The organism is Rhodococcus sp. FG69, from assembly GCF_057808915.1.
Genome location: NZ_JBMDIX010000016.1, coordinates 1 through 21,142 on the forward strand (window position 1 = coordinate 1; position 21,142 = coordinate 21,142).

Here is a 21,142-nt window from a genome sequence, read left to right on the forward strand (position 1 = left end):
TTCTCGGACACGAAACTCACACAGACACTGGACTTCTACCTGGGGACCCAACCACACCGACTGTCCTGCGCCACCGCAGGGGTGGATGGAGGTACAGCGCCCGTTCGACGAGTAAGTCCGTGTCACGGCCCGACTATCTTGTAGCGCTGTATGCGTGAGTACAAGGTCGTCCGCCCGATCCCGAGAGCGTCGGCCGCGATGGTCTTGTTCCCTCGCGATGCGCGGAGCGCGGCAACGATGGCGTCGCGCTCGGCCGCTTCCATCAACGTGAGCGCACGGCCGGCTCGTGGTTGCGGTCGAATGACCTGCGGCAGATCCAACTCCGTGACCACACCGCTATCACGGCCTCGCACCGCGAAGTCGATCACTGCGCGCAATTCACGAAGGTTGCCGGGCCAATCGTGTTGCGCAAGAGATCGAAACACCGACGGTGCAAATTCGATCGCAGAACCGGGGGCGACTTCCGAGACGACCGACTTCACGATCGACACCAGCTTGTGCGGGTACGAACGGAGCGGTTGAAGTTCGCGGCGGGTCAACGCCTGGGATGCCAGAGCGCGGTGGGGGTTGCTCAGCTCGGCAATCGGAATGCTCGTGAGCACCACGGAACAGGCGCTCTCTGACACTACCGCTGAAAGCTGTCGTACCAACTTGATCTCCAACGCGTCGATATTGTCGATCACTACGGAGGCTTCGGGATGTGACAGAGCCGATCGAACGTCGGCGAACCACTGCGTCTTGGTGCCGATGGAGTCGAAACTGTCGAACGATGCTCTTGCTTCTCCTGCAATCTTGAGCGCCGTTGTTGTCTTGCCCGTTCCCGGCTCGCCTGTCACCAGAACTACGCGAGAGAGCGGCGGGGCCGCTGCAGCAGACGCGGTTGTCGGAGTCGCTCGGAAACCCGCGGTAAGTCGTTCCGGCTGAGGGGCGCTTTTTTCGGTGATCTCGAACAGGACACCGCCGTTGCTCCCCGCGACCGAACTCGCGCGGACCGCGACGGGCAGACCGGAAGCGAGGACGAGAGATCCTTCGTAGTCCGACCTTGTCGTCAACTCGGATGCAATCGCTCGCAACGCAACATGGTCGACTCCTCTCACCAGGTCGGCCGCGGCAGTATTGGCAAGCACGAGGTTCTCACCGAGCGCCACCACGGCGTGCCGCACCTTGTTCGAATGGGACTGGAACTCGGCCAGTAGTTGCTTTTCGGCTATTCGTGATCCCTCCAGGAGGCGCTGCTCGATGTCGCGTGTCGCACGCATCAGGAACGGGCCCAGAAGCGTCGTTGCGTCGGAGACCGGACCGGAGACATCGATGACGCCTTCGATCCTGTGCGTGATCGGATGGATGATCGGAGCGCCATAGCAGGCGAAGAGCTTCAGGGCTTCGAGAAAGTGTTCATCTCCTGTGACAGCAATCGGCTTTCGGAGCTCGAATGCGGTAGCGAGCGAATTCGTTCCGCTTACTTCTTCCAGGTACTGGAAGCCCGGGACTGCGAGAACACGGTCGAGAGCTTGACCGACAGTCCGGTCTCCGACTCGCCGATCGACAATCCTCGACGTCCGGTCGGCCAGGAGTATCGAAAATCGAGTATCGGCGAGATCGTCGACCATCTTGTCCAGGACCGGCCCAGCGGCCAACGTCAGGCTGCTTCGCGTGTCGACATCCGCGATGGTCCTTTCACGGACGTCCATTCCCGGGTCCAGGCCGCTCATGGCAGCGCGGTGCCATGCAAGTTCGATCTCTGGACGTCTGTGCAGAGCTTCGCTTGTGTCGCGACCAGTTGCGGTCACTTCGTATCCTCCTGCCGTCACGTCGACCCGCACTGTGGGCCAAGTCACCGTTCAATCATGCGGCCATCGGCACCATCGCCGCAATCATCACTGCCGTAGATGTGAACGCCATGGCATGTCCGTGACGCGTTTTTCCCCGCCGAGGTGCAACTACCAGCGCCACCACGATTGCTCCCCACAGGGCAAGCATCGAAGGCCCCAGCCACGACGATGCCCCGGGGACGAACTCGGCCATGTGTTGATGCACACGCGGAGAAGGCGCTACCTGGTGCGTCGCCACACCGTTTGGAGTCGAATGCGAAGGCACAACGAACAGCATGAGCAATCCCATTGCCACGAGGTCCAGCGCGCACCTCAAATCGTGCGTGGGTTCGGCACATTCGTCGGTAACCCAGACAGACATCCCGACGAGGGCAATTCCTCCCACCCAACATCCCCACACGTACGCATCTCCCGGAACCAGCATCCCCGCCATAGCGATGGCCATCGCTATGTGGCCGAGAGCGACCCGAGGGCGACAACGCACCGACCCGGCAAGGGGGAGCAAAGCTCCACCCATGCCAGCAAGGACGATGCCGTAAGACAGGACTCCACTATGGGGATCGTTCACATTGTTCTTTCGAGAACGAATCTCGGATGTCTGCCCCCTGCCTTCCCGAAGCCAGCAGCGCCTCGAGTCTCTCGACCATCTCGTCTTCGTCGACCGCATCGGTGAAATGAGCTCGATACCGTCCGTCGGGACCGAGAACGAAAGTGAAAGCAGAGTGCGGTGTTTGGTAGCTATCGGGGTCATCCGGGTCCGCGACCTTGGTCGAGAACACCCGGAAGGATCGTTTCGCGTCCTCGACTTGGCTTTCGCTGCCCGACAGGCCTGTGAAGCGGGGGTAGTCGATCTCCAGGAAGCTCTTCATCACCTCTGGTGTGTCGCGATCGGGATCGACCGTGATGTACAGCGGCTGGATTTGTTCGGCGGCAGGCCCGATTCTCTCGATGACGGCGGACAGACGCGCGAGTGCGCGGGGGCACACCATCTTGCAGTGCGTGAAGCCGAAGAAGACGATCACCCACTGGCCGAGATAGGTCGCGTCGCTGACGTCCTCACCGTCGTGGTCGGTCAGATGAAACTCGCCGGTGACGTACGGCTGGCCTGTAGGCATGTCGTCGCCGACGGTCGCAGTAGTCACGACGCACCTAGTTCCAGTTGCAACGTGAGCGGCCCTCCGACCGGAAGCTGAAATGACAGGCCCTCGTCGTTGCCCACGACACGAATCGAAGCCGAGGTGCGTGCGCTGCTGGTGGACCCGCCGGATGCTATTGCCGTTCCGTTCTCTCGCATTGTCCATGTCGTGTCGTCGGGAACATTCGAGATCATCACGCGGCCATCGCCTTGTCGATCGCCGTGTCGCTGAACACGGAAGTTCAGACAGTTCGATTCGCGATCGAAGCGAGCTTGGCTGACGGCGACGTCACCCGATACCTCGACAAGCGAAGGTTCGGTATGGTGTGACGCATCCCAGGGTTCGTTGTACAGCGCCCACAGCCCGTCGGGAACGTTCAGCCGTGCGTACGCGAGCAAGGCGTTGCCGGTGATCGGCTCGACGACGGTCGAGTTTCCATCGGCGTCGGTAGGCGTGTCGTTGCGCGGGTAATACAGTCCGCCGTCCTTCCAGGTCGGGTTCATATACCGATCCGCGTGTGTGAGAAGTCCGCGCAGGGTCTCCTGGTCACCCATTTCGGATGCCCACACCGTCGTCCACCCGAAGTCGCCGGAATCGTAATTGCCAACCCGTCCCATCGCCGACAACGGGGCGGAAGGACGGACGCTCAACGCACCGTCGGTGCCGCGCACCAACAGATCCTGGATCTGCTCCGGATATCGAGCGTGAACGAAATCCCGCTTCCACATGTTCATCAATGAGCCGGCCCACGCGTCGACCCACGGCGTCGGCTCAGCGGCTGGGACAACGATCTTGGCATCTTCCACCAGCATCATGGTGTAGTGACCGGAGGCGTCGAGGCGACCGAGTTCACTCCAGACTTTGTCGTAGCTTCTCGTTACTTCTTCTGCAGTGTTTCCACCGGTCAGTAGATCGTGCATTCGAAAGCCGAGGATCGCTGGCTGGTTACAGATCTGGAATACACAGTTCGGTTCGCAGGCGACGCCGATGTAGCCGCTCTCTACCATCTGCCAATAGATGTGCTCGTTCAGCGAGTTCTGGTCGTACTCGAAGCGGTGGCCCTCGCCACCCCAGAAGAAGGACCAGTGATCGAAAGAGAGAGCACCCGGGGCGGAGTAGCGCGCGTCGTCGAACAGATAGTCGTACATGAGTGACATGGACTGCACGTAGGCGCTGTACATGATGTTGTCCTTGACGACAGGGTTCCACTCCTCGGAATACCCCTGGGACAGATGCGCATTCAGAATTGCTCCGCCTCTGCTGGTGTTCCGCCAGTACATCCACACTTCGGGCAACAGCATTTTTTCGATCATCCGCTCGAAGACAGGTTTGAAGACTCCAGGCGCGTTCGGGAGTCGATGTCGGTGCGCCAGCGCCATCGCGTATGTCATATATGAAAGTTGAAATCGATAGCCGCCAAAGTCATCTTGGCTACCATCCTTGCCTTGCATCATCGACCAATCATTCGGCAGCTGCCGTGACAAGTTGTCGATGTGACGGAGGTGGCCAAGTTGTTCGTCGGTCAGCACATCGTGCTGTTGGCTCGATCGCGCTTCGGTAGTTGTCATGTCTGCCTTCCAAGAGGTGGCGGGTGTAAAGACGTCAGCCAGCAGGACTGGGATGGAGGCGGTCTGCACCTCCGCGACGAGGGAGTTCCAAGTCGGCCAGCTTGCGACGCATCAGCTTTCCGGATGAGGTTTTGGGTAGGTCCGGCACGAAGATGACATCGCGCGGTCGTTTGTACGCGGCGAGACCTGCACGGCAGAATTCCAAGATCGATTCTGCTGTCGGATCGGTTCCGGGTCGTGCGACTACGTAGGCCACAGCGATTTCACCGCGAACGTCGTCTGCACGACGCCCGACGGCGACCATCGCAACATCGGGATGTCCGCCGACAACCCGTTCGATTTCCGCGGGATACACGTTGTACCCCGCGGTCACCAGCATGTCCTTCATTCTGTCGACCACAAAGAAGTGACCGGTACTGTCGCACGTCGCAATGTCTCCGGTTCGAAGCCAACCGTCGGATTGCAGCGCTTCGGCGGTGGCATCCGGATTGCCGTAGTAGCCGAGCATCACCAGAGGGCCTCGAACCATGAGCTCGCCCGGTTCACCGACCTGTGCCTCGCCCTCTCCGTCTAGGGCGCGTACACGAAGTTCGGTGCCTGGCAGGGCGATCCCGATCGATCCCGGACTGCTGGGCGCGAACGGTGTATGTGTTGCTCCCAAACCTGCTACTTCTGTCATTCCCCACAGCTCGAGAAGAGGCTTCTTCGTCCGGTTCTCCCATCGTTCGAGCAGGCTAGGCGGAAACGTTTGTCCTCCGACTGTCGAAATTCGCAAGCTGGACAAGTCTGCGGTGTCGTACGCCGCATCTGCGATCATCATCGAATACATTGCCGGGACGCCCTCGAAGATGGTGGCCTGTTCCGCTTCGATGAGGCGCAGCGCCGACCCAGCGTCGAAGCGTTCCATGAGCACCACGGTCCCGCCTGCGAGAAACGCCGAATTGATCGCGACATTGCCGTACACGTGTGGTGCGGGCAGTGCTGTCACCACTACATCATCCGCAGTGCGGCCGTGCATTGTGGCCGTGTACGCGCAATTGAGCAGAACTGCCTGCTGCGATTGCATGGCGCCCTTGGGGTGGCCGGTGGTCCCGGAGGTGTACCCGATGGAACAGAGGGCTTCTGTGCCCGCCCAATCGGTGGCCGACAAGTCTTGGTCGGCACCGTCCGACAATAGGGATTCGAATGTCCTTGCACCCGATAGTGGTTGGTCACCGAACGTGACGACCAACTCGACCGAGCCGGTTCGCTGCGCGGCATTTGCCGCGACCTCAGCCTGCTGCGCTCCGGCCAGCAGCGCTTTGGATCGACAATCGTTCAAGACGAATTCCAACTCGGGACCGGTGAGCATCACGTTCACTGGGTTCACGATGGCACCGGCGCGAAGTGCACCGTGGTAACTGACTATCCATTGCCAACTGTTCTGACCGTACAGCGATACGACGTCGCCCTCACCGATCCCCAACTTGCACAGCGACGTTGCAACATTGCGGGCGTACGAATCGAGCTCTCGGTATGTCAATCGGCGCGAACCCACCACCAGCCCCACCTTGTCGGGAAACCTGGCGGCCGCGTACGGGAGTATTTCTCCGGGACCTACCTGCGGCCGGAGATTCAACTCAGACATCGGTGTGGCGCTCGTCGCCGAAGACCACCACTGCCTTGGCCACTGTCCCATGATGTGCGGCGTCGATTGCATCGTTGATCTGGGCGAACGGGAACGTCTCGATCAGCTTGTCGAACGGAAAACGACCTTGCTTGTACAAGCTGATCATCAGGGGAATGAACTCGGACGGAATGGCATCACCCTCGATGACACCCACCAATGATTTCCCGAAGAGAAGCAGACCTTGGTCGATGACTATCTCGTTAGGAATTCCCTGAAACCCGACGGTGGCGCACACGCCCGGCGTCTGCAGACACTCGAGGGCGCTTCGGACAACCGCGGGAAAACCGATGCAGTCCACTGAGTACCGAGCGCCCAGACCGCCCGTAATCTCCCGAATGGATTCAGCTGCATCGACATCAGCGGAGTTGATCGTGTGAGTCGCCCCCAGCTCGGACGCTTTGGCCAGGCGTGCGTCGTTGATGTCGACTGCGATGATGGTCGAACATTCCGCTACGACTGCGCCGAGCAGGGCGGCCATGCCGACCGACCCGCAACCGAAGATCGCGATCGACGATCCGGCTTCGGGCTGCAGAGTGTTCAGGACAGCTCCTGCACCAGTCTGAATTCCGCACCCCAGTGGCCCCAGTAGCTCGAGCGGGAGGTCGTCGTCGACTTTGACGGCATTGTGCGCGGCGACCACTGCATGGTCAGCCCAGGAGGACTGACCGAACCACGCGCCCAGCACCGGATCGTCGCCCCGACGCAGCGGGGTAGAACCATCGACGCGTGCGCCGACCAGGTTGAGTGGAATGAAATCCCTGCAATGCTGTGGAACGCCGGACGTGCAGTTGTCGCAACGGCCGCAATGCGCATACGACAGAACGACACTGTCTCCGACCGCGACGGTCTCGACGCCGCTGCCGATTTCGACGACTGTGCCGGCGCCTTCGTGTCCTAGGACGATCGGGGTCTGGCCTTCGCCGGGCGCTGCGATCAAGCCCAGATCAGTATGGCACACTCCGGTGCCCGCGAGTTTGACGATGATTTCTCCGGGTCGGAGATCCGTTGTGTCGAGTTCTTCGAAGTCGAGTGGTGCATTTGCTTTGTTGAGTACCGCCGCTTGGATTTTCATGACACCGCGCCTGAGGTCTTGTTGATGGTGATGGTCTGGTGGTTGGTGTATTCGGCGAGGCCGTGTAGCGAGTTCTCCGCGCCGATTCCGGATTGCTTGTGGCCGCCGAAAACCTGATGCGGCGAATACTGATGCACCTCGTTCAGCCATACCGTTCCGGCCTCGAGCTGCTTGCCGATTCGTTCGATTGCTTCGAGGTCAGCACCCCACACTGTGGCGCCGAGCCCCCAGATCGTGTCGTTCGCGCGCCGAATGACATCGTCCTCGTCCGACCAACGCAGTAGCGGAAGTATCGGTCCGAACGGCTCCTCGACAACCAAGCGCGAGTTCTCAGGCGGGTTGTCCACCAACGTGACCGGCACGAACCAACCGTCTTGGTCCGTATCGATGTGTCCGCCGAGTGCGAAGGTGTAACCCTGCGCCGCGCAGTCGTCGAAGTACTCCTGCACCTTGTGGTACTGCGGTTCGTTCTGAATCGGGCCGAGATCGGTCGACGAGTCCGCGCCGTTTCCGACCGTCACAGTCTTCGCGAACTCGACAAGCTCATCGCGGACGGCCTCGTAAACGTCGTCGTGGATATAGATTCGTTTTGCGGCGTTGCAGAACTGGGCATTGTTCTGGAATGCAGCCCAGAAGATTTGCGATGCAACCTTCTTCGGGTCGACGTCGGGAAGCACGATGGCCGGGTCGTTGCCGCCGAGCTCGAGAGTGACTCGCTTGAGTGTTTCGGCGGCTGAACGCATGACGTGCCGGCCTGTGTCGGTGCTGCCGGTGAACGCGATCTTGGAAATACCTGGGTGGGAGGTGATCCATTTGCCCAGCTCGTCGTCCCCGCTGAGTGCACTCAATACGCCAGGCGGCAGGACTTCCTGCACGAGTTCGATCAGCTTCAGGTCGCACAGGGGCGTGAATGGGGACGGCTTGACGATCATCGTGTCGCCGGCGACCAGAGCTGGCGCAATTTTCCACACCATCAGCAGGATTGGGAAGTTCCATGGAACGATCGCACCGACGACTCCGAGCGGCGTGTGGCGAGTGATGACCTTGCGGTCGGGCCCGTCTTCCAGAACCTCTTCGGGCAGCGACTGCTGTGCGATCTCACGAAACCAGGCAACGGACCCGAGGACTTCCCACTCGGCCATCGGCCGCGGCTTGCCCTGCTCGGTAGTGAGCAGTGCCATGAATTCCTCGGCGCGTGCTTCGAGAAGATCGCCGATCGCTGATACCGCGGCTTGTCGCTCCGTCAGGGGAGTGTTCGACCATCCGACGAACGCCTCCTGTGCCGCGGAGACGGCACGGTCGAGGTCGTCACGGCCGGCAACGGGAACGCTAGCCACGACCTCTTTCGTTGCAGGATTGAAGACTGGAGCGGTGGCGCTCGTGGTAGCAGCACGGCCATCGATGGTCATGACGAACTCGGTATCGACTAGCGCTCGCTGCGCGGATTCAACGCTCATTGAATTTCTCCTTCGATGTGCGTCACACCGACTCCGATGTGACCTCACTCATAGTCGGTCAGGCGACGCCAGTTCGAGTGTTCGGGATCGGAACAACATCGAAGGCAAAAGTGAGGTTCTGTGTGAAGGGAGAGGAACTCGACGAGACCAGCGAACGACCGAGCGAGCAAGGCCCAGGTTGTGGAATCTGTCCGCCAGCTACTCGAACGTCCGATGCGGAACCCCCGCCATCAGGCCGCCGTCGACGATGAACTCGGAGCCGGTGGAGTAGGAGGATTCGTCGCTGGCGAGGAAGACGACCATCGCAGCCACCTCGGACGCGTCGGCTCCGCGGCCCAGCGGGATCTGCAGGAAGTCCTCGGGGATGCCATCGGTCATGGGGGTCCTGACGAACCCGGGGTGGACCGAGTTCACGCGGATCTTGTGCGGAGCGAGTTCCAATGCGACCGATTTGGTGAGTCCGCGAACGGCGAATTTCGTGGCGGTGTAGCCGTGCAGACCGGGGCTTCCCCTGAACCCTTCGACCGAGGAGATGTTGACGATGGAGCCGCCACCGGCGTCGATCATCGTCTGAGCGCACGCGCGGATGCCGAGAAACGTTCCGGTCAAGTTGATGTCCACGATCCGGCGCCACTCGTCTGGTTCGAACGCTGTGATGAGATTGCCGTTGACAATCCCCGCGTTGTTCACGAGTACCGTTGGAGGCCCGAATGTTTCGGTGGTCAACCGTACCGTTTCTTCCCAACTTTCCGGGGACGTCACATCGAGGTGGACATACCGTGCGGCGTCGCCCAGCGACTCGGCCGCAGCGCGTCCTTCGTCGTCGAGAATGTCGCCCAGCACTACCTGCGCGCCCTCGGCCACCATGGCGCGGCAGTGGCTCAGTCCCATACCGCGCGCGGCGCCGCTGACGAGCGCAACTCGTCCGCTCAATCGATTCATCTTCGGTCTCCTTCGTGGGCCAGCACGCACCGAGTGCCGCTGTAGATCGTCGGCATGCATCGGTTGCAGTGAATGCACAGGGAGGTGGAGCGCTCGTCGTTCTGCATTCGGTTGATCAGATCGGGTTCGCGAAGGAGTGCGCGCGCCATGGCGACGAATTCGAATCCCTCGGCCATCGCCAGGTCCATCGTCGCCCGTGTAGAGATGCCGCCCAGCAATATCAGCGGAAGTTTCACCACGCTGCGGAACTGTCGAGCCTGATCGAGGAGATACGCCTCGCGGTACGGGTAACTCCGCAGAAACTTGCTGCCGACCAGGCGAATTCCGGCGCGTTGCGGCTGCGGGAACGACGCTGCGAAATCGCGCAGTGGTGCATCTCCACGGAAAAGATACATCGGATTCTTCAGCGAACTGCCCGCGGTGAGTTCGAGAGCATCGAGCGAACCGTCGGCCTCGAGCCACTGCGCGACCGCCAGGCTCTCGTCGAGCCAGAACCCACCGGGCACACCGTCGTCCATGTTGAGCTTCGCCGTCACCGCGATCTCGGAACCGACCTCCACTCGAACGGCCGACGCCACGGCGCGCGCGACGCGAGCCCGATTGTCGAGGCTTCCACCGAATTGGTCGGATCGCCGATTCAGGGCCGGGCTGAGAAATGCACTGACGAAATAGTTGTGGCCGAAATGCAATTCGACCGCATCGAACCCTGCTGTGACAGCGATCCGGGCGGCCCTCGCGTGATCGGCGACGATGCGATCGATGTCGGACTTCGTGGCAGACCTCGTCAAACGAAGGCTCAACGGGCTGATCTGCCACGTCGGCGCGAGGGCGGTGGCGCGGTTGGATTTCGAATTCGCGACGGGTCCCGCATGCCCGATCTGGGCTGAAATTGCCGCACCTTCGGAGTGCACGGCGTCGGTCAGACGCACGAGTCCCGGCATTGCTTCCTCACGCATCCACATCTGGTGGCGATCGGTTCTGCCCTCGGGCGAGGATGCGCAGTAGGCGACAGTGGTCATGCCGACGCCGCCTGCGGCGAACCCGCGGTGGAAGTCGATCAGCTCCTCGGTGACGAGCGCGTCCGGCGTCCGCCCCTCGAATGTGGCTGCCTTGACGACGCGATTGCGCAGCGAGACCGGGCCGATGGCTGCGGGTTCGAAGATCTTCATGGCATCACTCTGTCGAGGAACGGGTTTCGGAAGATGCGGTGTGGGTCGTAGGCATCGAGCGTCTCGGATGCAGTGTCCCACTCGCTGTAGCGGGAGGGGAGAGTATCGGTCAGAAATTGCCCATCGGCATGCGAGCGGTCTTCCGTGAATGCCCAGCCCTTGGAATACTCCGGCCGTATCGTCCAGCGTGACCCCGAATAGTGTTGATGCATCCACTGTTCCATTTCGCGGAAGAATGCGTACATTCCCGGTGTGCCAGGGATGGAGACGACGTTCATCCAAATCGCAGTGTCCCATTCCGGGTGCTCGACCACCGGGGATAGTGCAGACAAGGACGGCGGCCCGGCGCTGTCGACATCGACGACGTCGTCCAGACCGCACAGTCGTACCTCGAACGGGCCGTTGACCGGATATCGGCCAAGCGAGCTGTAGTGCCGAAGGCGTTCGAAGAGCCAGGTCGTCATGTCGTTGATGATCGTGCCGACGTCGGAGCGACGGGCGAGCACGACACCACCGCCCGCGGTGACACGCAGCGTGTCTGCCCGCAGGTAGAACCGGACGTTCTTCGACGTGCCCCAGATATCGGCGGTACCGGTGAGTGCGAGCCCTGCCGTGACGGCACCCAACTGCGACGCGGAGAAGGCTGGCGTGGCCGCCCCGAGAAGCGGTGCAACGGAACCGAGTCCGTCGGTGAATGGCTCGGGAAGCATGTCGGAGAAGGCGTAGTTGTAGGGGCCGGCGACTTCCCTCGAGCCGATCGGGCGCTGCGGTTCGTCGGTCCACACCTTGACCCACGGTGTGTCGGTGAACGGGAACCAGATCGCTTCGACGCTTCCCGACGCGGCGAGCAACCTTTCGAAGGTCCGCCCCGGCGCAGCAGCGGGTGCGAACAGTTCTCGCCACCCGATGTCGAGGATGCTCTGACACCGCACACGCCGGTCGGCGCCTGCCTGAAGCGTCACGGAGGTGATGAACGTTCGTCCGAGATGGGTGAGAAGCGGAAGGATGCCCGGGTCGGATCGCGCGAAGGTTCGGCCGGTGTATTCGCCGGAGGACTCGTCCCAGACGACGGCAGTGAGCGCGGTGACGAGGTTGCTCACAGATCCGAAGCTCAGTCCCGGCGTCGCGGTCTGACCGTTAGCCGGGGCGGTGGCGCCGTGTGCGTCGATCGCGAGAGCACCACCGATGGTGATGTCGCCGATGGCGGGGATGCTTGCCCAGCCGAGTCCGACGGCTTCGAGGGCGGTCAGGATGGTCATCAGGCTTGCGCCGCCCTGCGCGGTCACGGTGGCCGGAGTTCCAGCTGGGTCGACGCTCACGCCGGTCAGATGTCTGGTGGTATCCAAGAGGATCACCGTCTCGACGGGGTGGCCGGGTACAACGGTCAGCGGACTCCACCCGTGCATCGACCCGCGTGCACGTAGGGTGTACCCGTGCCCCGCAGCCCAGTTGGCCAGGTTCACCACCTGTTGTTCGTCGCGCGGTGCGCACGTCCAGACGCTGTCGAACTGAATTTCTTTGGACCAGTTCTCGTAGCTCTGTTGGTAGAGATCGATGCCGGGCGGGAACTCGTGCGGAACTCGGAGCGGGGCGTCATCAGCGGGCACAGCCGCTGCTGGAGTCCACGCGGACGACACGGTTGCGGAAACCGCAAAGGCCGCTGCCGCACCGAAGAAGCGGCGGCGTGACAGTGCCGCGGGTGTGTTCTGTTCGACCATGCACTGTCTCCCATGCCCAGGATTTCGATGCCAGTGGCATCACAATAGGGGGAACGGGCGAGCAGAGTGACTGAATCGACGAAACCCGACCGCGCCGACGCAGCGAAGCCGGGTCGGCCACGCGACGCCAGCATCGACGACAGGGTGCTCGGTGCTACCCGAGAGTTGCTGGTGGAGCTCGGCTGGGACGAGCTGAGCTTGCGCGGGATCGCCGCGCGTGCGGGAGTCGGCCGCAGCACGATCGACAGACGGTGGTCGTCGAAAGCGGAACTGGTGCTCCACGCAATTCTCGGTTCCACCCCTGATCTCGCGCCCTTCGAAGGCGCCGATACAGATGGGTGGGTGCGGTGGGTTGCGTCGGGAAGTCGCGAGATTTTCGCGATGCCCGAAGTTCGTGCTGCCGTTCCGGGGTTGCTCAGCACATTCACCCGCAACGAGGGCCTGCGGAGTCAGCTGTGGCAGAGCTTCAGTGGCCCGCCGGCCGAACTGTTCTCGGCGGGATCATCCCGAGACCCAGCGGACGCACAGCTCGATGCGCGCGCATTGATCGCGCTGGCGGCCGGTGCATCGCTCTTCCTTAGTGTCGTTGCAACAGAGGATGATACGGATGAAGTGCACAGGCGGATCGGTGAGATGCTGGTGAAGGCGGCCGACGACAGCTGAGGCGTTCGCGGCACTCTCGGTGCCCATCTGGGCGGAACTCGGCCGGACCGGCGGCTACTGCATCGACACGTCGCACACACTCGCCCGGCCCGCCGTCGAAACTCGGTAGCGAGGTTTGCTCGCTCAGCTTCGGGTTACAAATTCACTAATTTGTCTATTCTTCTTACAAAATACGTGTATTGTCCATGTCGCAGTGATCGGACTTACAGAGGAGTGGCGATGACGACATCGGATGTCGAACCCAGGGTGCAGGCGTCTGTCGAGTCGTGGCGCGAGCGTGACCTGAGTGTTTCGACACCACGTTCGATAGCGATCGTCGGCGATGGTGCGGCTGGGTACACAGCGGCCAAAGTTCTGCGCGCCGAGGGATTCACCGGATGCATTTCGATGATCGGTAGCGACCGGTCGGCAACCTACCGGCGACCGGCAGTGTCCAAGGAGCTCTTGGCAGGGAGCAAGTCGGTGGAGCAGGTACTGCTGGGGGAGCCTGTCGTCGATGTGGACGTCTACCCCGGTGTCACCGCAGTGTCGATCTCCGATGATTCAGTCATCGTCGACAACGGCGATCCGATCTCCTACGACGCCTTGCTTCTGGCGACAGGTTCGCGCGCACGGCAACTCGACGATCTCGGCTCCGGTTCGGTCTTCACTCTCCGCACGGCCGCAGATGTGGAACCGCTGCGCAAGGACATCGCGCGCACCGGTTCGCTGCTGGTGATCGGCGGCGGGCTGATCGGGTGCGAAGCCGCCGCGACCGCTCGCACCCTCGGCGCCGAGGTCACGGTTCTGGAAGCAGCGAAGGCGCCCCTGAACAGGATTGCCCCTGAATCGATCTCGCGCATGTACGTCGATATGCACGCAGACAACGGCATCACCATTCATACCGATGTTGCCGTCTCCCAGATCGAGAGGCAAGACGACGGCACCGCCCTTGTCACGGCGCAGGACGGCCGCACCTGGTCTGCCGGAACGGTTCTGTTGGCGGTCGGTTCGGTGCCGAATACCGAACTAGCCGTTGAATTCGGTCTCGCCACCCGTTCCGGGGTCCTGGTGGACGCGAACATGAGGACGTCAGCGCCGAACATCTATGCAGCCGGCGACGTTGCCGAGGTTCCCAATCGCCTACTCGGCGGCACTTACCGAAGCGAGCACTGGAACGGCGCTGTCGACCAGGCGACGAGGGCTGCACGCTCGATGCTCGGCGCGGAGGTCGGCGATCTCGATGTGCCGTGGGGTTGGTCCAACCAGCATGGGGTCAACCTGCAGTTCGCAGGGTGGACCAATGCGGACGACGACTACGTCCTGGTCCGCGGTTCCATCGAGGATCGCCGGTTCACGGTCTGTGCAGTGCGCGGCGACCTGCTCGTGGGAGCCATAGGGATCGGATTCCCCAAGGACATCCGACAGGTCCGCGCCATCATCGCCAACGGAAACCCCGTCGACAAGGATCAGCTGACCGCGGACTGGCTGGAACGACAGTTGTCTGCTGTACGCTAGACAATCGCGGAGGCCGACGAGCTAGCCGGTCATTCCTCTCAGTTGCCGAGCTGCCACAACGAGGGATGCAACGCTGTGCGAGCGCGCATCATCGAGTTCGTTCAGTTGGCGGTTGGCACGGTCGACAAGAGATCGGTTCGCGCGGGCCCAAATGTCGATCGACTCGTCCGGGTCTTCGCTCAATCCGTGCCGAGCGATGCCGTGGACGAGCAAGCGAAGTGACTGATACAGGTCCTCACGTAACGTCATGCGCGCGAGCGTGTGCCAGTTGTCGACCGGCTCCAGCGCCGATACCGCCACGAGCCATCGATCGACGCGAAGTCGGTCCGACAGAGCGAAGTAAACTCGGGCAATCACCGAGACGTCGACGATGCATTCGTCGGCTACTTCCACGATGTCGAGCAGGCTGAACTTGTAGAGGGCGACCGCAACGCCTCGCGCAATCGAGTGACCGGCTCCGATTGCGGTGAAGTCGTCGTGCAGTTCTTGCATCCTGCGTGCCTCCTCGCCCCGCAGGAATTCGTGGACCGAGTCGCTCAGGGAGCGAACCGCCGGACCGAAGCGGCTGATCTCGGTATCGATGTCGAGTGGTTGTCGAGCGTGCGCGAGAAACCACCGAGCACCGCGATCGAGAAGCCGCCTGCTCTCCACCACAAGTCGATACTCGGCGTCCGGGGCCAGATGGGCATCGACGATGTCGTCCACCAGCGTCGACACTCCGAAGACCTCGTTTGCCACCAGGTAAGCCCGCAGCACGTCCTCGTCCGTTGCGCCGGTGTCCTCGCGCAGCCGAAAGCAGAAGGTCAATCCACCGACCGCGAAGATCTCGTTCACCAGGGTCGTCGAGAGGATCTCGCTGCGGAGGGGGTGCTGCGCGATATTGCTGTTGTCGCGCAATCCTGTGGGGAAGTAGTTGTCCAGCCGGTCGACCAAGTGCGGATCGTCGAGTACCTGGGCGCTGGCGAGTGCGTCCGAAAGATCCGTCTTGGCGTGGGCCAGCAGGGTGGCCAACTGCGGAGACGTCAGGCCCTCGCCTCGGGCGACGAGCTGCTCGAACTCGCGGGCGGTCGGAAGCGTCTCGAGTTCGCGATCGAGACCGCGGCGTGTTTCGAGATCGGCGATCATTCGCGCGTGGATCTCGGCATGACGGGCCGATGTCGAACGCGCGTCGCCGAGCACTCGGTTCTGTGCGCGGTTGTTCTCGAGAACCAATTCGCCGACCTGATCGGTGAAGGACGCCAGCAGGTGGGCGCGGTCGGCAGCGGACAACCGGTCTTCGGGTGCCACCGTATCGAGCAGCACTTTGATGTTGACTTCGTGATCCGAGCAGTCGACCCCGGCCGAGTTGTCCATCGCATCGGAGTTGATCTTCCCGCCCGCCCGCGCGAACTCGACGCGTCCACGTGCGGTGACGCCGAGGTTTCCGCCCTCTACGACGGCGCCGCACCGCAACTCGTCGGCATCGACGCGGACTCCGTCGTTGGCTTTGTCGCCGGCATGCGAGTCCGACTCGCTGTGCGCTTTGACGTACGTTCCGACGCCACCGTTGAACAGCAGGTCGACCGGTGCCTTCAACACCGCGCGGATGAGCTCGTTCGGATCGAGACTCATTACGTCGTCGGCGATGTCGAGTGCGTCCCTCATCTGAGGTGAGATCGGAATCGACTTCGTCTCGCGTGAGAAGACCCCACCGCCGGGGCTGATCAGGTGTTCGTCGTAGTCGTTCCACGATGAGTTCGGGAGCTCGAACAGACGTCGACGTTCGAGGTAGGAGGCAGCGGTGTCGGGATTCGGATCGATGAAGATGTGGCGGTGGTCGAAAGCGGCGACGAGTGCAAGCGTTGTGCTGGACAGCATTCCGTTGCCGAACACGTCTCCGCTCATGTCCCCGATCGCCGCGACGGTGAAGCGGTCGCGCTGTGCGTCGATGCCGTTTTCGGCGAGGTGCCGGGTTGCGCTGACCCAGGCTCCCGCGGCGGTGATCCCCATCTTCTTGTGGTCGTAGCCGACAGAACCGCCCGACGCGAACGCGTCATCGAGCCAGAAGTGGTAGTCGCTCGCTACCTGGTTCGCGAGATCGGAGAACGTCGCCGTCCCTTTGTCCGCTGCGACAACGAGGTACGGGTCGTCGCCGTCACGGCAGATCACCGACGGTGGGTGGATGACTGTGCGCTGCGAATCGAGGTTGTCGGTGACGTCGAGCAGACCGGCGATGAACTGCCGGTAGCAGCGGCGGGCTTCGTCGAGTAGCAGCTGTCGATCCGCTGCGCGATCTCCTGTGGAGGGAGGGGGATTGCGGACGACGAACCCGCCTTTTGCTCCAGCCGGCACGATGACTGCGTTCTTCACAGACTGCGCTTTGGCCAACCCGAGTATTTCTGTGCGGAAGTCGTCGAGCCGATCGGACCAGCGAAGCCCTCCTCTGGCCACCGATCCGAATCGGAGGTGAACTCCTTCGACATCGGGGGAGCAGACGTAGATTTCGTGCAGTGGTCGCGGTTGCGGGAGCTCGTCGATCAACGCGGGGACGAGCTTGAACGACAGGTGGCGTCGCTGCAGACCAAGGCCGCCGTCACGGTGGAAGTTCGTCCGCACGGTGGCTGTGATCAGTCCCCGGTATGCGCGAATGACTTTGTCGGCATCCAGATTTCGAATGAGATCGAGCAGCGAATCGACTCGGGCGAGGCAATCTTCGACGAGCCGACGACGGCGTTCCGGGTCCCTGGTCGAGGTGGGATCGAACTGCGCATGGAAGAGGTCGATGAGAGCGCGGGCGGTCGCCGGGTTATCGAGGAGGATGGCTTGAATCCGGTAGAGGCTGTGCGGCAGATTGGTCTGCTTGAGATAGCGTCCGTATGCACGCAGGACGAACACATCGCGCCAATCGAGCCCGGCGGTCAGCACCAGCACTGCGAATCGGTCCAGCTCGGTCCAGCCCGCCCACATCGCGCGGACGGCATCGGCCAGCCTGGACTCGATATGATCATGTACGTTGTCGCCGTCGATGATTCGCGCGGAAGTGCTGAATTGGTGGACGAAGCAGATCAGCCCGTCGCGGCGGGCCAGCGTCACGGTTCGCTGGTCGGTGATGCTCAGATCGAAGCTGTCCACCAATTGCAAGACGCGTTCCAAGGAGACTGGACCGTCGCTGCTGTAGAACGTGATCTTCGGTGCGCTCGCACTCGAGGCATCGACGTCGATCTCGACGGAGTTCTCACCCAGCGCGATGACCCTGGACGTGTTGACCTTCGGCTGTTCGTCGGGGATTTCGACGTAGTCGTCGAGTGTTGTGGCTGCGGCATGGGTGGTCGTCTTCATTGGTCTCTCCATTGAGATCCGAACGCGTGCTGGGTGGGTGGGGCGAGAATCGGTGGAACGGATTCGCCCCGCGGGCATCGTCGACCGCGGGACGAATCGTCGTCCTGACCGATTTCGGTCAGGACACGATGTGTGAATCCGCTACGTCGAGTGCGCCATCGAGAGCTGCGAGGCCTTCGGCTACCTCGGTGTCGCTGACCGTGCACGGAGGCACGGCGTGGATCCGATTGAAGTTGGCGAACGGGAGAATGCCGTGCTGCTTGCATGCCGCAATGACCTCGCCCATTGCCGGACTGCTGGTGCCGTAGGGTGCCAACGGCTCTCGCGTCGTCCGATCGGTGACCAGTTCGATTGCCCAGAACACTCCGAGGCCTCGTACCTCGCCGACCGATGGATGCTTCGCTGCGAGGTCTCGCAAGCCTGGGCCCAGAACATCGGCTCCGATCCGTGCGGCGTTCTCGACGATCTTCTCGTCGGTCATTGCATTGATCGTTGCCACGGCCGCTGCGGTCGCCAGTGGGTGTCCCGAGTAGGTGAGGCCACCGGGGTATGCCCGCTCGGAGAAGGTGCCTGCGATCTTCTCGCTGATGGCAACACCGCCGAGAGGGACGTAGCCGGAGTTCACACCCTTGGCGAAGGTGATGAGGTCAGGTGTGACTCCGAAGTGATCGATGGCGAACCATCGACCGGTTCGGCCGAACCCTGCCATCACTTCGTCGGCGATGAAAACGATGCCGTATCGATCGCAGATTTCCCTTACACCCTGCATGTATCCGGCGGGGGGAACCATGATTCCTGCTGTCCCCGGAACCGATTCGAGGACGATCGTCGCGATCGAGGTCGGCCCCTCGAGCTGGACCGTGCGCTCGAGTGATTCGAGTGCGCGTTGGCACTCCTGCTCCTCGGTCGTGGCATGGAACTGCGACCGGTAGAGGAACGGCCCGGCGAAGTGGACGACCCCGCTGTTGCCGTAGTCGTTGGGCCAGCGCCGAGGATCGCCCGTGAGGTTGATAGCGGTGTCCGTGCCGCCGTGGTACGAGCGGTAGCGGGCAAGCACCTTGTACCGTCCGGTGTGCAGACGGGCCATACGGACAGCATGTTCGTTCGCATCCGCGCCGCCGTTGGTGAAGAAGATCTTGTCGAGATCACCAGGGGTGCGTTCGGCGATCAGGCGGGCCGCCTCGGATCGTGCATCGTTGACGTATTGCGGTGCGACGGTACACAGCTTCGCGGCCTGCTCGCGAATTGCTTCGACAATGCGCGGATGCTGGTGTCCGACATTGGTATTGACCAACTGGCTGGAGAAATCGAGCAAGCGTGTGCCGGTGCCGTCCCAGACGTAGGATCCTTCCGACGCCACGATGGTCATCGGGTCGATCAGCCCCTGCGCGGACCAGGAGTGGAAGACATGGCTGCGGTCGAGTTCGTAGGCCCTGCGGCCCCGCTCCAATTCCGCGTCGAGATTCAACCCGCGCGGCAATACTGAGTGCGAGGTCATTGTCTCCGAGGTCATTGTCATGGTCTCGTCCTTCCGTCAGCTGTTTTCGGGGAAGCCGAGGTTGATACCGCCGTGGCTGGGGTCGAGCCAGCGGCTGGTGACGGCTTTACCGCGGGTGAAGAAGTGGACGCCTTCGGTGCCGTGGGCGTGGGTGTCGCCGAAGAGGGAGTTCTTCCAGCCGCCGAAGCTGTAGTACGCCATGGGAACTGGAATCGGGACGTTTATGCCGACCATGCCTACTTCGACTTCGTTCTGGAACCTGCGTGCTGCGCCGCCGTCGTTGGTGAAGATGGCGGTGCCGTTGCCGTAGGGGTTGTCGTTGATCAGTTGGAGGGCTTGGTCGTAGGTGTCGACCCGTACGACGGACAGGACAGGTCCGAAGATCTCGTCGGTGTAGATGCTCATGTCGGTGGTGACGTTGTCGATCAGCGTCGGTCCGAGCCAGAAACCATCTGCTTCGCCGTCTGCTGTGACACCGCGGCCGTCGACGACGATGGTGGCGCCGTCTTTCTCACCGGCGTCGACGTAGGAGGCGACCTTGTCGCGGTGGGCTTTGGTGACCAGTGGTCCCATGTCGGAGCCGGTGGTGCCGTCGCCGGTGACCAGTGGTGTGGTGCGTTCGGTGATCTTGGCGACGAGGGTGTCGGCGATGTCGCCGACGGCGACGAGGGCGGAGATGGCCATGCAGCGTTCGCCTGCGCTGCCGAAGCCGGCGTTGACCATTGCGTCGGCGGCGAGGTCGAGGTCGGCGTCGGGTAGGACGATGGCGTGGTTCTTCGCGCCGCCGAGGGCCTGCACGCGTTTGCCGTGTGCCGTTCCGGTGGAGTAGACGTATTGCGCGATGGGGGTGGAGCCGACGAAAGAAATGGCCTTGATCTTGTTGTTCTCGAGCAGTTCGTCGACGGCGAGTTTGTCGCCTTGCAGGACGTTGAAGACGCCAGGGGGGAGTCCGGCTTCTTCCCATAGTTCGGCGAGCCAGATGCTGGCGGTGGGGTCCTTTTCCGATGGTTTGAGTACGACGGTGTTGCCGGTCGCGATGGCAACGGGGAAGAACCACATGGGGACCATGGCCGGGAAGTTGAAGGGGGAGATGATGGCGACGGGTCCGAGGGGTTGCCGGATGGAAAACACGTCGACGCCTGTCGAGGCATTTTCGGTGTAGCCGCCTTTGAGCAGGTGGGGTATGCCGCAGGCGAATTCGACGACTTCCTGGCCGCGGCTGATCTCGCCGAGGGCGTCGGAGAGGACTTTGCCGTGTTCGGCGGTGATGATCTCCGCCAGCTCGCCCTTCTTCTTGTTCAGCAGTTCGCGGAAGTTGAAGAGAATTTGAGTGCGCTTGGCGAGCGAGGTGTCGCGCCACATCGGGAACGCTGCTGCGGCGGCGTCGATGACGGCTTTCGCGTCGCCCGAGTTGGCCAGCGCCAGTTGTCCGGTCACTTCGCCGGTAGCGGGGTTGGTGACGGGGGAGGTCTTGCCGGAGGTGCCGGCAAACTCCTTGTTGTCGATCCAATGCGAGATCGATCGCGTGGTGCTCTGTGTCATGGTGCTCTGTGGCATTGGCTGTAGGTCCTTACAAGTTACGGCTGGCGGCTGACGGCCGCCG

Annotated in this window: 15 protein-coding genes; 2 read left to right on the forward strand and 13 right to left on the reverse strand. The window is 62.2% G+C overall.

Annotated elements, in window-relative coordinates:
* Nucleotides 1–122: 122 nt before the first annotated feature.
* From ACODSO_RS14100 to ACODSO_RS14145, 10 genes are all read right to left on the reverse strand, one after another.
* Nucleotides 123–1,790: a sigma-54-dependent Fis family transcriptional regulator gene (locus tag ACODSO_RS14100; protein ID WP_489037427.1), complete on the reverse strand. Its 1,668-nt coding sequence runs from the start codon at nt 1,788–1,790 to the stop codon at nt 123–125.
* Nucleotides 1,791–1,845: 55 nt separating this feature from the next.
* Nucleotides 1,846–2,400, reverse strand: a complete 555-nt coding sequence (locus ACODSO_RS14105) for a hypothetical protein (RefSeq protein WP_068377145.1) — start codon at nt 2,398–2,400, stop codon at nt 1,846–1,848.
* Nucleotides 2,384–2,974, reverse strand: coding sequence for an SCO family protein (locus ACODSO_RS14110; RefSeq protein WP_197480861.1), 591 nt, complete (start codon nt 2,972–2,974; stop codon nt 2,384–2,386). The genes ACODSO_RS14105 and ACODSO_RS14110 overlap by 17 nt, the downstream gene beginning before the upstream one ends.
* Nucleotides 2,971–4,536: a linalool dehydratase/isomerase domain-containing protein gene (locus tag ACODSO_RS14115; protein WP_082897945.1), complete on the reverse strand. Its 1,566-nt coding sequence runs from the start codon at nt 4,534–4,536 to the stop codon at nt 2,971–2,973. Before ACODSO_RS14115 ends, ACODSO_RS14110 begins: the two co-directional genes overlap by 4 nt.
* A 34-nt stretch (nt 4,537–4,570) precedes the next feature.
* Entirely contained in the window at nt 4,571–6,163 is a 1,593-nt protein-coding gene (locus ACODSO_RS14120) for a class I adenylate-forming enzyme family protein (RefSeq protein ID WP_489037428.1), read from the reverse strand.
* Entirely contained in the window at nt 6,156–7,277 is a 1,122-nt protein-coding gene (locus ACODSO_RS14125) for an NAD(P)-dependent alcohol dehydrogenase (RefSeq protein ID WP_489037429.1), read from the reverse strand. The genes ACODSO_RS14120 and ACODSO_RS14125 overlap by 8 nt, the downstream gene beginning before the upstream one ends.
* A complete protein-coding gene (locus ACODSO_RS14130) occupies nt 7,274–8,734 on the reverse strand; it encodes an aldehyde dehydrogenase family protein (protein ID WP_068377157.1) in 1,461 nt (486 codons plus the stop codon). The genes ACODSO_RS14125 and ACODSO_RS14130 overlap by 4 nt, the downstream gene beginning before the upstream one ends.
* A gap of 198 nt (nt 8,735–8,932) precedes the next feature.
* A complete protein-coding gene (locus tag ACODSO_RS14135; RefSeq protein ID WP_068377158.1) occupies nt 8,933–9,676 on the reverse strand; it encodes a glucose 1-dehydrogenase in 744 nt (247 codons plus the stop codon).
* The gene (locus tag ACODSO_RS14140) at nt 9,673–10,845 is read right to left on the reverse strand and encodes an NADH:flavin oxidoreductase (RefSeq protein WP_489037430.1); all 1,173 of its coding nucleotides are present in this window, start codon (nt 10,843–10,845) and stop codon (nt 9,673–9,675) included. Before ACODSO_RS14140 ends, ACODSO_RS14135 begins: the two co-directional genes overlap by 4 nt.
* Nucleotides 10,842–12,563, reverse strand: coding sequence for a cholesterol oxidase substrate-binding domain-containing protein (locus tag ACODSO_RS14145; RefSeq protein ID WP_489037431.1), 1,722 nt, complete (start codon nt 12,561–12,563; stop codon nt 10,842–10,844). The genes ACODSO_RS14140 and ACODSO_RS14145 overlap by 4 nt, the downstream gene beginning before the upstream one ends.
* A 66-nt stretch (nt 12,564–12,629) precedes the next feature.
* Here ACODSO_RS14145 and ACODSO_RS14150 point away from each other — a divergent pair, with 66 nt between their 5' ends.
* Nucleotides 12,630–13,226 (forward strand): TetR/AcrR family transcriptional regulator, encoded by a 597-nt coding sequence (locus tag ACODSO_RS14150; protein WP_068377164.1) that lies wholly within the window; start codon nt 12,630–12,632, stop codon nt 13,224–13,226.
* Nucleotides 13,227–13,445: 219 nt separating this feature from the next.
* Nucleotides 13,446–14,723, forward strand: coding sequence for an NAD(P)/FAD-dependent oxidoreductase (locus ACODSO_RS14155; RefSeq protein WP_082897944.1), 1,278 nt, complete (start codon nt 13,446–13,448; stop codon nt 14,721–14,723).
* A gap of 21 nt (nt 14,724–14,744) precedes the next feature.
* Here ACODSO_RS14155 and ACODSO_RS14160 read toward each other — a convergent pair whose 3' ends face one another.
* The 3 genes from ACODSO_RS14160 to ACODSO_RS14170 form a co-directional block, all read right to left on the reverse strand.
* Nucleotides 14,745–18,041: an NAD-glutamate dehydrogenase domain-containing protein gene (locus tag ACODSO_RS14160; protein ID WP_068377167.1), complete on the reverse strand. Its 3,297-nt coding sequence runs from the start codon at nt 18,039–18,041 to the stop codon at nt 14,745–14,747.
* 118 nt (nt 18,042–18,159) lie between these two features.
* Entirely contained in the window at nt 18,160–19,560 is a 1,401-nt protein-coding gene (locus tag ACODSO_RS14165; protein WP_489037432.1) for an aspartate aminotransferase family protein, read from the reverse strand.
* Between the two features lie 15 nt (nt 19,561–19,575).
* On the reverse strand, nt 19,576–21,081 hold the full coding sequence (locus tag ACODSO_RS14170; protein ID WP_489037486.1) for a CoA-acylating methylmalonate-semialdehyde dehydrogenase: 1,506 nt from the start codon (nt 21,079–21,081) through the stop codon (nt 19,576–19,578).
* Between the last annotated feature and the right edge of the window lie 61 nt (nt 21,082–21,142).

What these genes read in the sequence shown, in the direction of transcription:
- ACODSO_RS14120 (WP_489037428.1), bottom strand. Translation starts at nt 6,163, where the DNA reads ATGTCTGAGTTGAATCTCCGGCCGCAGGTAGGTCCCGGAGAAATACTC.
- ACODSO_RS14155 (WP_082897944.1), top strand. Translation starts at nt 13,446, where the DNA reads ATGACGACATCGGATGTCGAACCCAGGGTGCAGGCGTCTGTCGAGTCG.
- ACODSO_RS14140 (WP_489037430.1), bottom strand. Translation starts at nt 10,845, where the DNA reads ATGAAGATCTTCGAACCCGCAGCCATCGGCCCGGTCTCGCTGCGCAAT.
- ACODSO_RS14145 (WP_489037431.1), bottom strand. Translation starts at nt 12,563, where the DNA reads ATGGTCGAACAGAACACACCCGCGGCACTGTCACGCCGCCGCTTCTTC.
- ACODSO_RS14170 (WP_489037486.1), bottom strand. Translation starts at nt 21,081, where the DNA reads ATGACACAGAGCACCACGCGATCGATCTCGCATTGGATCGACAACAAG.
- ACODSO_RS14135 (WP_068377158.1), bottom strand. Translation starts at nt 9,676, where the DNA reads ATGAATCGATTGAGCGGACGAGTTGCGCTCGTCAGCGGCGCCGCGCGC.
- ACODSO_RS14130 (WP_068377157.1), bottom strand. Translation starts at nt 8,734, where the DNA reads ATGAGCGTTGAATCCGCGCAGCGAGCGCTAGTCGATACCGAGTTCGTC.
- ACODSO_RS14125 (WP_489037429.1), bottom strand. Translation starts at nt 7,277, where the DNA reads ATGAAAATCCAAGCGGCGGTACTCAACAAAGCAAATGCACCACTCGAC.
- ACODSO_RS14160 (WP_068377167.1), bottom strand. Translation starts at nt 18,041, where the DNA reads ATGAAGACGACCACCCATGCCGCAGCCACAACACTCGACGACTACGTC.
- ACODSO_RS14115 (WP_082897945.1), bottom strand. Translation starts at nt 4,536, where the DNA reads ATGACAACTACCGAAGCGCGATCGAGCCAACAGCACGATGTGCTGACC.
- ACODSO_RS14165 (WP_489037432.1), bottom strand. Translation starts at nt 19,560, where the DNA reads ATGACAATGACCTCGGAGACAATGACCTCGCACTCAGTATTGCCGCGC.